This is a genomic window from Streptomyces sp. NPDC059900 (assembly GCF_050270335.1).
Classification (GTDB): domain Bacteria; phylum Actinomycetota; class Actinomycetes; order Streptomycetales; family Streptomycetaceae; genus Streptomyces.
Genome location: NZ_JBNNJZ010000223.1, coordinates 1 through 12,776, shown reverse-complemented (window position 1 = coordinate 12,776; position 12,776 = coordinate 1). Strand labels below are relative to the sequence as shown.

General features: G+C 71.1%; 9 protein-coding genes. 6 read left to right on the top strand and 3 right to left on the bottom strand.

The genetic code is table 11. The features are described from left to right. On the bottom strand, positions 1-1,323 hold a 1,323-nt coding region (gene hmgA / locus ACQKIP_RS25590), incomplete at its 3' end, for a homogentisate 1,2-dioxygenase (RefSeq protein WP_427744178.1). A 100-nt stretch (positions 1,324-1,423) separates the two neighbouring features. Between hmgA and ACQKIP_RS25585 the strand changes: the two genes are divergently transcribed. The 4 genes from ACQKIP_RS25585 to ACQKIP_RS25570 all read left to right on the top strand — a co-directional run bounded on the left by ACQKIP_RS25585 (position 1,424) and on the right by ACQKIP_RS25570 (position 7,223). Further along, complete coding sequence (locus ACQKIP_RS25585; protein WP_365859970.1) at positions 1,424-2,062, top strand: TetR/AcrR family transcriptional regulator; 639 nt, start codon at positions 1,424-1,426, stop codon at positions 2,060-2,062. A gap of 85 nt (positions 2,063-2,147) precedes the next feature. Further along, positions 2,148-4,409 (top strand): molybdopterin-dependent oxidoreductase, encoded by a 2,262-nt coding sequence (locus ACQKIP_RS25580; protein WP_365859971.1) that lies wholly within the window; start codon positions 2,148-2,150, stop codon positions 4,407-4,409. A 121-nt stretch (positions 4,410-4,530) separates the two neighbouring features. Then, on the top strand, positions 4,531-5,976 hold the full coding sequence (locus tag ACQKIP_RS25575) for a CitMHS family transporter (protein ID WP_427744176.1): 1,446 nt from the start codon (positions 4,531-4,533) through the stop codon (positions 5,974-5,976). Then, complete coding sequence (locus ACQKIP_RS25570; protein ID WP_365859973.1) at positions 5,976-7,223, top strand: MFS transporter; 1,248 nt, start codon at positions 5,976-5,978, stop codon at positions 7,221-7,223. The genes ACQKIP_RS25575 and ACQKIP_RS25570 overlap by 1 nt, the downstream gene beginning before the upstream one ends. Positions 7,224-7,391: 168 nt before the next feature. On the opposite strand, the gene ACQKIP_RS25565 is transcribed toward ACQKIP_RS25570, so the two are convergent. Both ACQKIP_RS25565 and ACQKIP_RS25560 read right to left on the bottom strand, forming a co-directional pair. Then, entirely contained in the window at positions 7,392-8,405 is a 1,014-nt protein-coding gene (locus ACQKIP_RS25565) for a LacI family DNA-binding transcriptional regulator (protein WP_365859974.1), read from the bottom strand. Between the two features lie 169 nt (positions 8,406-8,574). Next, on the bottom strand, positions 8,575-9,789 hold the full coding sequence (locus ACQKIP_RS25560; protein ID WP_427744173.1) for a S8 family serine peptidase: 1,215 nt from the start codon (positions 9,787-9,789) through the stop codon (positions 8,575-8,577). Positions 9,790-10,126: 337 nt separating this feature from the next. On the opposite strand from ACQKIP_RS25560, the gene ACQKIP_RS25555 reads away from it, so the two are divergent. Both ACQKIP_RS25555 and ACQKIP_RS25550 read left to right on the top strand, forming a co-directional pair. Beyond that, the gene (locus ACQKIP_RS25555) at positions 10,127-11,515 is read left to right on the top strand and encodes an aldehyde dehydrogenase family protein (protein ID WP_365859976.1); all 1,389 of its coding nucleotides are present in this window, start codon (positions 10,127-10,129) and stop codon (positions 11,513-11,515) included. Positions 11,516-11,564: 49 nt separating this feature from the next. Then, positions 11,565-12,647: a Zn-dependent alcohol dehydrogenase gene (locus ACQKIP_RS25550; protein WP_365859977.1), complete on the top strand. Its 1,083-nt coding sequence runs from the start codon at positions 11,565-11,567 to the stop codon at positions 12,645-12,647. Positions 12,648-12,776: the final 129 nt, after the last annotated feature.

Here is a 12,776-nt window from a genome sequence, read left to right as displayed (position 1 = left end):
GCCCTCCCACACATCGTCGTATCCGCGCTGCAGGTGGGAGGCCCTGGCCGCCTGTTCGACGGCCGTCACCGGCCAGCGTGTCTCGAACATGAAGGCAAGCCCGTCGTCGATCTTCTGCGGCTTCAGCTCGGCGGCCGACGCCTTCTCGAAGGTGTCGCGGTCGGGGCCGTGCGCCGACATCATGTTGTGCAGCGAGCCGCCGCCGGGCACGAAACCCTCCGCCTTCGCGTCGTACGCGCCCTCGATCAGGCCCATGTACTCGCTCATCACGTTCCGGTGGAAGTACGGCGGCCGGAAGGTGTCCTCGCCGACCAGCCAGCGCGGCGCGAACACCACGAAGTCGACCCCCGCGAGACCCGGGGTGTCGGACGGCGAGGTGAGCACCGTGAAGATCGACGGATCCGGGTGGTCGTAGCTGATGGTGCCGAGCACGTTGAAGCGGCGCAGGTCGTACACGTACGGGACGTGGTTGCCGTGCCAGGCGACGACGTCGAGCGGGGAGTGGTCATAGGTCGCCCGCCACAGGTTCCCGCAGAACTTGTTCACCACCTCCACCGGCCGCTCGTCGTCCTCGTACGCGGCGACGGGGGCCCGGAAGTCCCGTGCGTTCGCCAGGCCGTTCGCGCCGATCGGGCCCAGGTCGGGGAGCTGGAAGGCCGCGCCGTAGGTCTCGCACACGTACCCCCGCGCGGTGTCGTCGAGGAGTTCCACGCGAAAGCGCACCCCGCGCGGGATCAGCGCCACCTCGCCCGGTTCGGCGTGCAGCAGCCCGAACTCCGTGCGCAGCAGCAGGCCGCCGCGCTCGGGGACGACGAGGAGTTCGCCGTCGGCGTCGCTGAACACCCGGTCCGTCATGGAGGAGTTGGCGTGGTAGAGGTGCACGGCCATGCCGGTGCGCTGGGTGGCGTCTCCATTGCCGCCGAGCGTCCACAGGCCCGCCAGGAAGTCCGTGCCGGGGGCGGGCTCGGGGAGCGGGTTCCAGCGCAGGCGGTTGGGGTCGGGCGTCTCGGTGAACGGCGCCGTGCGGATCGCGCCGTTGTCGACGCGGGTGAACGCCGGGTGCGCTGCGGAGGGGCGGATGCGGTAGAGCCAGGAGCGGCGGTTGTGCGCGCGGGGCTCGGTGAAGGCGGTGCCGCTCAGCTGCTCGGCGTAGAGCCCGAGGGGTGCGCGCTGGGGGGAGTTGCGGCCGTGCGGCAGGGCGCCGGGCACTGCTTCGGAGCTGTGTTCGTTGCCGAAGCCGGAGAGGTACGTCAGTGCCTCCGCCGTCTTGCGCGCGCCGTTCGCGTCCGTACGGCCCGCGTCGCTGGTGTTGTCCCGGCTCATCATCGCTCCCTCGTCAACGATTCCTATGGGACACCGTAGGATTCCCGTTTTCCTTCCGCAAGGGGGGCCGTGGATGTGAACGATGCTCTACTCTCCGGGGGTGTCCCACGGTGATCAGCACAAGCCCCCGCCGCCCCCGAAAACCCTGCGCCGCGTGCCCGTGCAGGAGCGCAGCGCCGAGCGCCTGAGCCGCATCCTCGACGCCTGCGCCGAGGTACTCGACGAGGTCGGCTACGAAGACCTGAGCACCCGCGCCGTCGCCCTGCGCGCGGGCGTCCCGATCGGCTCGGTCTACCGCTTCTTCGGCAACAAGAGGGCCATGGCGGACGCCCTGGCCCACCGCAATCTCGACGCGTACGGCGAGCGGGTGGCGGCCCGCATGGCCGGGGCGGAGCGCGGCGACTGGCGCGGAGCCGTCGACGCGGCCTTCGACGAATACCTCGCCATGAAGCGCACCGTCCCCGGCTTCGGCCTGGTCGACTTCGGCATCCCCTCCGCGCCCGACGCGATGCCCGACGCCAACTCGGACGTCGCCGAGCGCGTCGCGGGGCTGCTCGCCGACCACCTCGACCGGCCCCTCGACGAGAAGCTGCGGCGCACCGTGCTCGTCGGCGTCGAAGCGGTGGACGCGGTGCTCCAACTCGCCTTCCGTGCCGATCCGTCGGGCGATCCAGACCTGATCGACGAGACCCGGACCCTGCTGCACTCCTATTTCGCGGGTTCGCTGGACCCGGCCTGATTCCCGCAGGGTCCTGACGGCGTGCATACCGGTCGGTATGGTGAGAGCGCACGTGCGCCGTAGCCGCCGCCCCGGAGGGTCCTCCATGCCCAGCACCGCCCTGCGTATCTGCCCCCTCTGCGAAGCCACCTGCGGGCTCACGCTCACCGTCGAAGGCAGCCGGGTGACCGGTGCCCGCGGGGACCGGGACGACGTGTTCAGCCAGGGCTTCATCTGCCCCAAGGGCGCCTCCTTCCCGGAGGCCGACGCCGACCCCGACCGCCTGAAGACGCCGCTCGTACGCAAGAACGGCGTACTGGAGGAGGCGACCTGGGACGAGGCGTTCGACGCCGTCGCCGCCGGACTGCGCCCCCTGATCGAGAGGCACGGGCCGCAGGCGGTCGGCGTGGTGCTCGGCAACCCGAACGTGCACACCATGGCGGGCGGCCTCTACCCGCCCGTGCTGCTCGGCTCGCTCGGCACCCGCAACGTCTTCACCGCCAGCACCGTCGACCAGATGCCCAAGCACGTCTCCAGCGGACTCCTCTTCGGCGACGCCTTCGCCATCCCCGTGCCCGACCTGGACCGCACCGACCATCTCCTCCTGCTCGGCGCCAACCCCCTGGACTCCAACGGGAGCCTGTGCACCGCCCCCGACTTCCCCGGCAAGCTCAAGGCGCTGCGCGCCCGCGGCGGCACGCTCACCGTCGTCGACCCGCGCCGCACCCGCACCGCGAAGCTCGCCGACCGGCACCTCGCGATCCGGCCCGGCACGGACGCGCTGCTCCTGGCGGCCATGGTCCAGGTCCTCTTCGACGAGAAGCTCACCGACCCCGGCCCGCTTCAGGAGCAGGTGGAAGGGGTCGAGGACGTGCGGGAAGCCGTACGCCACTTCACCCCCGAAGCCGTCTCCGGGGCCTGCGACGTCCCCGCCGACACCATCCGCGCCCTCGCCCGCGAACTCGCGTCGGCACCCACCGCCGCCGTCTACGCCCGCGTGGGCGCGAGCACCGTCGCCTACGGCACGCTCACCAACTGGCTGGTCGACGTCCTCAACGTCCTGACCGGCAACCTCGACCGCCCCGGCGGCGCCCTGTTCCCCCTCTCGGCCACCGACCGCGCGCCCCGCCCCGCGGGCCCCGGCAAGGGCTTCGCGCTCGGCCGCTGGCACAGCCGCGTGAGCCGGCACCCCGAGGCCAAGGGCGAACTGCCCCTCGCCGCGCTCGCCGAGGAGATCGACACCCCCGGCGACGAAGCGATCCGCGCGGTCGTGGCCGTCGCCGCCAACCCGGTGCTCTCCGCGCCGGACGGCGACCGCCTCGACAAGGCCCTGGCCTCGCTCGACTTCATGGTCAGCGTCGACCCGTATCTGAACGAGACCTCCTGTCACGCCCACGTGGTCCTGCCGCCGCCCCCGCCGTCCCAGAGCCCGCACTTCGACTTCGCCTTCAACGGATTCGCCGTACGCAACCAGGTCCGCTACACCCGCGCCGCCCTGCCTCTCGCGGACGGCAGGATGCCCGAGACGGAGATCCTGGCCCGGCTCGTGCTGGCCGCGAGCGGCATGCACGGCGCCGATCCGGCGACCGTCGACACGATGGTGATCGACCGGGCACTGGCCAAGGCCGTCAACGAGCCGCACTCGGCCGTATACGGGCGCGACCCCAAGGAGCTGTCCGCCCTGCTCACCGGCGAGAGCGGCCCCGAACGACGGCTCGACCTGATGCTGCGCCTGGGCCCCTACGGCGACGGATTCGGCGGGCGCGGCGACGGTACGGACGGCCTCACCCTCGACCGGCTCCTCGCCCACCCGCACGGCATCGACCTCGGCCCCCTCGCGTCCCGGCTCCCGCAGGTGCTCAAGACGCGCAGCGGACGGGTGGAACTCTTCCCCGGACCGATCGCGGACGACCTGCCGCGCCTCACGAACGCACTGCGTGCCACCCCGGACGACCTCGTCCTCGTGGGGCGCCGCCATCTGCGCTCCAACAACAGCTGGATGCACAACGTCCGCACCCTCACCGGCGGCACCAACCGCTGCACCCTGCACGTCCACCCCGAGGACGCGGCCCGGATCGGCCTGGAGAACGGCGGCCAGGCGTGCGTACAGGCCGCCGGGGGCTCGCTCACCGTCCCCGTGGAGGTGACCGACGCCGTGCGCCCCGGAGTGGTCAGCCTGCCGCACGGCTGGGGCCACGACCGCCCCGGCACCCGCCTGGCCGTCGCGGCCGAGAACCCCGGGGCCAATGTGAACCAGCTCCTGGACGGCACGCTCCTCGACCCGCTCTCCGGGACGGCGGTACTCAACGGCTTCCCGGTCTCCCTGACGGCCCCCTATCCGGCAGCCGCTCCGGCAACAACTCGTTGACCTGGAGTTTTGCGCTTATTGCTCGCACGTCAACATCTTGTTAACGGATCTGGAGCGGTCCTAACGTCATCCGGACCGCCAGACCTGGTGGGAGTTCGATGGTGAACGTTAGGTAGCCCCCATGCTGACAATCCTCGGATTCGTCATGATCGCCACCTTCCTGGTGCCGATCATGATGAAGAAGATGTCGCCGATCGCGGCACTGGTGCTGATCCCCGCGCTCTTCTGCGTGTTCGTAGGAAAGGGAGCCCATCTCGGGGACTACGTCCTCGAAGGCGTCGGGAATCTGGCGCCCACGGCGGCCATGCTCATGTTCGCCATCGTGTACTTCGGCGTGATGATCGACGTCGGCCTCTTCGACCCGATCGTCCGGGGCATCCTCCGCTTCTGCAAGGCGGACCCGGTGCGCATCGTGGTCGGCACCGCCGTGCTCGCCGCGATCGTCTCGCTCGACGGCGACGGCTCGACGACCTTCATGATCACGGTCTCGGCGATGTATCCGCTCTACAAACGCCTCAAGATGAGCCTCGTCGTCATGACGGGTGTCGCGGCCACCGCCAACGGCGTCATGAACACGCTGCCCTGGGGCGGTCCCACGGCCCGCGCCGCGACCGCGCTCAAGGTCGACGCGGCCGACATCTTCGTCCCCATGATCCCCGCGCTCGCCATGGGCCTCGTGGCCGTCTTCCTGCTCTCCTACGCACTGGGCCTGCGGGAGCGCAAGCGGCTCGGCATGCTCTCCCTGGACGAGGTCCTGGAGAAGGAGACGGCGAGCGAGACGGTCCTGGTGGGTGCCGGCGGCGGCACCGGCGACGGGCGTATGTCGCTCACCAAGAAGACCACCGGGGGAGCGGGTTCGGGCACGGACTCCGACGCCGCCACCGGTTCCGGCGTCGCCAACGCCGACGCCGACGAGGACGAAGGCTTCCAGGGGCTCGACCCGAACCGCTCCACCCTGCGCCCCAAGCTCTACTGGTTCAACGCCGGACTCACCGTGGTCCTGCTCACCGCCATGATCATGGAGTGGCTGCCGATCCCGGTCCTCTTCCTGCTCGGCGCCGCGCTCGCCCTCACGGTCAACTTCCCGCACATGCCCGACCAGAAGGCCCGCATCGGCGCCCACGCGGAGAACGTCCTCAACGTCACCGGCATGGTCTTCGCGGCCGCCGTCTTCACCGGCGTGCTCCAGGGCACCGGCATGGTCGACAGCATGGCCAAGTGGCTCGTCGACGCCATCCCGGAGGGCATGGGCCCGCAGATGGGCCTGGTCACCGGCCTCCTGTCGCTGCCGCTCACCTACTTCATGTCCAACGACGGCTTCTACTTCGGCGTCCTGCCGGTCCTCGCCGAAGCCGGCCAGGCACACGGCGTCGGCACCCTGGAGATCGCCCGCGCCTCGATCGCCGGCCAGGCCCTGCACATGTCGAGCCCGCTGGTGCCCGCCGTGTACGTCCTCGTCGGCATGGCCAAGGTCGAGTTCGGCGACCACACCAAGTTCACCGTCAAATGGGCCGTGCTCACCTCGCTCGTGGTGCTCGGCTCCGGAATCCTCTTCGGCATCATCTGATGCCATCGACACCGGGCCGGGCCTGGTTGCTGCGCCTCGTCATCGCCTTCAGCTTCGCGCAGGGGGCGGTGTCGATGGCGCGTCCGGCCGTTTCCTACCGGGCGCTCTCGCTGGGCGCCGACGAGCGGGCGATCGGTGTCATCGCCGGTGTGTACGCCCTGCTTCCGCTCTTCGCGGCCGTGCCGCTCGGGCGCAGGACGGACACCGGGCGGTGCGCGCCGCTCCTTCCGGTCGGCGTCGTCCTGATCTCCGGCGGGTGCGCGCTCAGCGGTACGGCGGGGTCGCTCGGCGCGCTCGCCGCCTGGAGCGGTGTGATGGGCCTGGGGCACCTCTGCTTCGTGATCGGCGCCCAGTCGATCGTCGCGCGGCAGTCCGCCCCCGACGAACAGGACCGCAACTTCGGGCACTTCACGATCGGTGCCTCGCTCGGGCAGCTGATCGGGCCGATCGCCGCGGGGTCCCTCATCGGGGCGGAGATGGGGCGTACGAGCGCCTTCGCTCTGCTGGTCTCGGCCGGGGTCGCCGCCGTCTCCTTCACTTCGCTGTGGCGGATCGAGCACGTGCGGTCGGTGGCGCCGGTGGGCGGGGCCGCCGCCTCCAAGGTGCCGGTGCTCGGGATTCTGCGGACCCGGGGTGTCCCGGCCGGGATCTTCATCAGCCTCGCGGTGCTCTCCGCCACGGACATCCTCACCGCCTATCTGCCGGTGGTCGGCGAACACCGGGGCATCGCGCCCGCGACGGTCGGGTTGCTGCTTTCGCTGCGGGCCGCCGCGACGATCGCCTGCCGGCTCGTGATGACGCCGCTGATCAATCTGCTCGGGCGGACCGTGCTGATCGTCGTCACGTGTCTGCTGGGTGCCGTGCTGTGTGCGGGGGTTGCGTTGCCGGTGCCTGTGTGGGGTCTTGGGGTGATGCTCGTACTGCTCGGGTTCTGTCTCGGGGTCGGACAGCCGCTGTCGATGACTACGGTCGTGCAGGCGGCTCCTGACGGGGCTCGGTCCACCGCGCTTGCGCTGCGGCTTACGGGGAATCGGCTGGGGCAGGTGGCTGCGCCTGCGGGGGCGGGGCTGATTGCGGGTGTCGCCGGGGTTGCGGCGCCGTTCGTGATGCTCGGGGGGCTGCTTCTGGTGGCGGCCGGGTTGGGGCTGAGGCGGAGTAGCCCTGCGGGGCCTTCCCCGATCCCGCCCCTTCCCGAAGCAGGGGGCTCTGCCCCCAGACCCCCGCTCCTCAAACGCCGGAGGGGCTGAAAGATCTCCCTGGGCCGGCGGAGAAGTCCAGCCCGTCCGGCGTTTGAGGACGAACTCGGCGGAGCCGGTGATGGCCGGTCACCGCGACGCGGGACCACTCAATTCACCCACCTATCGGAAGAGTTCCGAAAGCTATCGGTGGATGCGCGCGGAAGCTACGGGCGGCGTTCAGGCGCGCGGTGCCGTGCTCGCGCGCACCACCAGCTCCGTGGCCAGCTCGACCCGGGGCGACGCGGGCTCCTCGCCGAGCGCGAGCCGAAGGACCGTACGGGCGGCGAGCTTCCCCATGTCGGACAGGGGCTGGCGCACGGTCGTCAGGGGCGGCGCCGACCAGCTGACCTCCGGCAGATCGTCGAAGCCGACCACGCTGAGGTCCTCGGGCACCCGCAGGCCGCGCCGCCGCAGGGCCTCGATCGCGCCGAGCGCCATCTGGTCGCTGGCGGCGAAGAGCGCGGTCGGCGGCTCGGCGAGGCCGAGCAGTTCGCCCGCTCCCGCGAAGCCGGACGCGTGGTAGAAGTCGCCCTGCACGATCAACGCGTCGTCGACGGGCACCCCCGCGCTCTCCAGGGCCGCGCGGTAGCCGTCGAGCCTGGCGCGGGAGCACAGGAGCCTCGGCGGTCCCGCGACGAAGCCGATCCTGCGGTGGCCAAGGGAGAGCAGATGCTCCGTCGCGGCCATGCCGCCGGCCCAGTTGGTCGCGCCCACGGTCGGCGCGTCCAGGGCCGGTGATCCCGCAGGGTCGATCACGACGAGCGGCACGCCGAGCCGCCGCAGCTCGTCGTGGAGCACCGGTTCCAGGACGGAGGTCACCAGGATCACGCCGTCCGACGCGCGGGCCCGCAGGTTCTTCATCCACTGGCGGGCCGAGCCGGATGCGCCGTGGATGGCGGAGACCACCGTGCCCGCTCCTGCCGCGTGCGCCACTTCCTCCACACCGCGGATGATCTCCACGGCCCAGGGGCTGTCGAGGTCGTTGAAGACCAGGTCGACGAGGGCGGCACGGCTGCCCGGCGCGGTCGGCCGCCGCTCGTAGCCGTGCTCCCGCAGCAGGTCCTCGATGCGCGCGCGGGTCTCCTCGGAGACGTCGGACCGGCCGTTGACCACCCGCGACACGGTCGGCACCGAGACGCCCGCCTGCCGGGCTATCTCCGTGATGGTCACCTTGCTCTTCGACCGGCTCACTCGCCACCTCCGTCGAACTCCGTCGAAACCTTGCAGAAGCCTTCCGGAACACCGGAGTTGAGGAGAAGCCTAGAGGAGAGGTCCGCCGGACGAGCGGGCGCGCGGAAGTTCCCCGGAGGCGCCGGCTGCCTCCGGGGAACGGGGTACTACACGACGTGCGGGGCTGCTGCTACTGGACGATCTTGAGCAGCTTGTTCGGCGAGCCGCTGCCCGGGCTGGTGACCTTGCCCGAGGTGGCTCCGTTCACCAGCGCCGAGGAGACCTGCGCCGGCGTGGCCGAGGTGTGGCCCGCCAGGTAGACCGCAGCGGCACCCGCGACGTGCGGAGTGGCCATCGACGTACCGGAGATGGTGTTGGTCGCCGTGTCGCCGGTGTTCCAGCCCGCCTTGATCGAGACGCCCGGCGCGAAGATGTCCAGGACCGAGCCGTAGTTGGACCAGCTGGCCTTCGCGTCCGTGTTGCTGGTGGCGCCCACCGTGATGGCCGCGGGGACCCGCGCCGGGGACGACGAGGAGGCGTTGACGCCCTCGTTGCCCGCGGCGACCGCGTAGCTCACGCCGTCGGCGATGGAGTTCTTGACCGCTTCGTCGAGCGAGGTGGACGCGCCGCCGCCGAGCGACATGTTGGCCACGGCGGGGGCGCCCGCCGCGTGGTTGCTCGTCACCCAGTCGATGCCCGCGATGACACCGGCGGTCGTGCCGGAGCCGTTGTTGTCGAGCACGCGGACGGCCACGATCTTGGCCTTCTTGGCGACGCCGTACGTCTTGCCCGCGATGGTGGTGGCCACGTGCGTGCCGTGGCCGTTGCCGTCCTGGGCGGTGCTGTCGCCGTCCACGGCGTCATAGCCGTTCACCGCGCGACCGCTGATCTCGGAGTGCGTGATGCGCACGCCGGTGTCGATCACGTAGGCGGTCACACCCGAGCCGGCGGTGTCCGGGTAGGTGTAGGTGCCGGACAGCGGCAGGCTCGTCTGGTCGATGCGGTCCAGGCCCCAGGGGGCGTTGGACTGGGTCGCGTCGGCCCGGACCCGCTGGTTCTGCTCGACCGTCGCGACCGAGGGGTCGGCGGCGAGCGCTCTCGCCTCCGCCGCGCTCAACTTCGCGGTGTAGCCGTTGAGCGCGGACTTGAAGGTCTTCTGCACCGAGCCGCCGTACTCGGATATCAGACCCTTGCCTTGGGCCGTGGCGGCCTTGAGGCCCGAGTCCTTCTTCAGCGTGACGATGTAGCTGCCCTGCACGGCGTCGGCGGAGCCGGCTCCGATCACGGTGCCCTCGGTGGGGGCGGCCTGGGCCGGAAGGGCGGTGACCGCACCGAACAGAGTGGCGGCGGTGGCGGTCGAGATCGCCGCGGCGATCACGGTCTTCTTGCTGCGCAGCATTGCCATTACGAGGGAGTCCTCCTCATAGGCGTGCGCGCCCGGGGTAGGGCGGCGCAACTGTGGGGGCGTGTGCGTGATCGCACACACAGCCGGGAGCGGAACGTTCCGCTCTCGGCGCGAACAGCAGAATGTCGGCTCTACGTGCGTAGAACAAGGGAGTTGGCGACTTGACATGTGTCTGTCACATGCACGAAATCGAACTTCGGCGAAACCCTTGGGGGGTAGGTGTCGAGCTGCGGTGAATGTCCCCCGTCCGGACGCCCCTGGTGCCGAAAAACTATCAGCGCTAGTTTGGGGTGCGGACGGAGTACGGACGACTGTTCGTGACGACTTGAGGAGAGCGATGAAGGCCCACGACGGCATGTACATCGGCGGCGCCTGGCGGCCCGCCGCCGGTACGGACACGATCACGGTCCTCAACCCGGCCGACGAGCAGCCGGTGGGCGAGGTCCCCGCCGGTACGGCCGAGGACATCGACGCGGCGGTACGGGCGGCCCGCGAGGCCTTCCCCGCCTGGGCCGCGACCCCGCCCGCCGAGCGCGGCGCGCTCATCGGGGCGCTCCGTGACCAGCTGGTCGCCCGCAAGGACGAGATCGCCGAGACGGTCACCGCGGAGCTGGGCTCCCCGCTCCCGTTCTCGCAGATGGTGCACGCGGGCGTGCCGATCCTGGTCTCCGGTTCCTACGCGGAGCTCGCCGCGACGTACGCCTTCCAGGAGAAGATCGGCAACTCCACCGTCTATATGGAGCCGGTCGGTGTGGTCGGCGCGATCACGCCCTGGAACTACCCCCTCCACCAGATCGTCAACAAGGTCGCCCCCGCCCTCGCCGCGGGCTGCACCGTGGTCCTAAAGCCCGCCGAGGACACCCCGCTGACCGCACAGATCTTCGCCGAGGCCGCGCACGAGGCGGGCATCCCCGCCGGCGTCTTCAACCTGGTCACGGGCCTGGGCCCGGTCGCGGGCCAGGCGCTCGCCGAGCACGAGGGCGTCGACCTCGTCTCCTTCACCGGCTCGACGGCGGTCGGCAAGCAGATCGGCGCGACCGCCGGAGCCGCGGTCAAGCGGGTGGCCCTGGAACTCGGCGGCAAGTCCGCCAACGTCATCCTGCCCAGCGCCGACCTGGCCAAGGCGGTCAAGGCGGGCGTCGCCAACGTCATGTCCAACTCGGGCCAGACGTGCAGCGCGTGGACCCGCATGCTGGTGGACTCCGCGCGCTACGACGAGGCGGTCTCGCTCGCGTCCGAGGCGGCGGCCAAGTACGGCTCCCGCATCGGCCCCGTCGTCAACGCCAAGCAGCAGGCGCGCGTGCGGGGTTACATCGACAAGGGTGTCGAGGAGGGCGCGCGCGTGGTGGCGGGCGGCTCCGAAGCGCCGCGCGAGCAGGGCTACTACGTCCAGCCGACCGTCTTCGCCGACGTCACCCCCGAGATGACCATCGCCCAGGAGGAGATCTTCGGCCCGGTCGTCTCGATCATCAGGTACGAGGACGAGGACGAGGCCCTGCGGATCGCCAACGGCACGGTGTACGGGCTCGCGGGCGCGGTCTGGGCCGCCGACGACGAGGAGGCGATCGCTTTCGCCCGCCGGATGGACACGGGCCAGGTCGACATCAACGGCGGCAGCTTCAACCCCCTTGCCCCGTTCGGCGGGTACAAGCAGTCGGGCGTCGGCCGGGAACTGGGCCCGCACGGACTCACCGAATACCTCCAGACGAAGTCCCTGCAGTTCTGACCCGTCAGTTCTGAACCCCGCACGCCCGCCCCATAAGGAGTACGTCACCGTGGTCCGCGCCGCTGTTCTGCCCGCCGTCGGCTCTCCCCTGGAGATCACCGGCATCGACCTGCCCGAGCCGGGCCCCGGCCAGGTGCGGGTGCGTCTCGCCGCCGCCGGGGTCTGCCACTCCGACCTGTCCCTGACCAACGGCACGATGCGGGTGCCCGTGCCCGCCGTGCTCGGGCACGAGGGCGCGGGGACCGTGGTGTCCGTGGGCGAGGGGGTCACGCATGTCGCGCCGGGCGACGGAGTGGTACTCAACTGGGCGCCCTCGTGCGGCAATTGTCACCCCTGCTCGCTCGGCGAGGTCTGGCTGTGCGTGAACGCCCTTGCCGGGGCCGCCGATGTGTACGCCCACCGCACCTCGGACGGCGCCGACCTGCACCCCGGCCTGAACGTCGCCGCGTTCGCCGAGGAGACGGTGGTCGCGGGCAACTGCGTGCTGCCCGCCCCGGCCGGTGTCCCGCTGACGGACGCCGCGCTCCTCGGCTGCGCCGTGCTCACCGGGTACGGGGCCGTGCACCACTCCGCGAAGGTCCGCGGGGGCGAGACGGTGGCGGTCTACGGGGTCGGGGGAGTGGGCCTCGCGACGCTCCAGGCGGCGCGGATCGCGGGAGCCTCGCAGATCATCGCGGTCGATGTGTCCCCCGAGAAGGAGGAGTTGGCCCGTGCGGCGGGGGCCACGGAGTACGTCGTCGCCTCCGAGAAGACGGCGAAGGACATCCGCAAGCTGACCGGCGGGCAGGGCGTGGACGTGGCCGTGGAGTGCGTGGGGCGTGCGGTGACGATCCGTACGGCCTGGGAGTCCACGCGGCGCGGCGGGCGTACGACGGTGGTCGGCATCGGCGGCAAGGACCAGGAGGTCGGCTTCAACGCCCTGGAGATCTTCCACTGGGGGCGGACGCTTTCCGGGTGCGTGTACGGGAACTCCGACCCGGCGGTTGACCTGCCGGTCCTTGCGGACCATATCCGGGCGGGGCGCTTCGACCTGAGCGGTCTGGTGACGGACCGGATCGCCCTGAACGACATCCCGGCGGCCTTCGACAACATGATCGCGGGCAAGGGGGGCCGTGCGCTGGTGGTGTTCTAGGGGCGGTCCCTGCGGGGCTCCCCAAGCCCACCCCTAGTCCTCGATCGCCGGACGGGCTGGATCTCCAGCCCGTCCGGCGATCGAGGACGAACTCGGCGAAGCCGGTGATGACGGCAAGCAAGGCGCCCC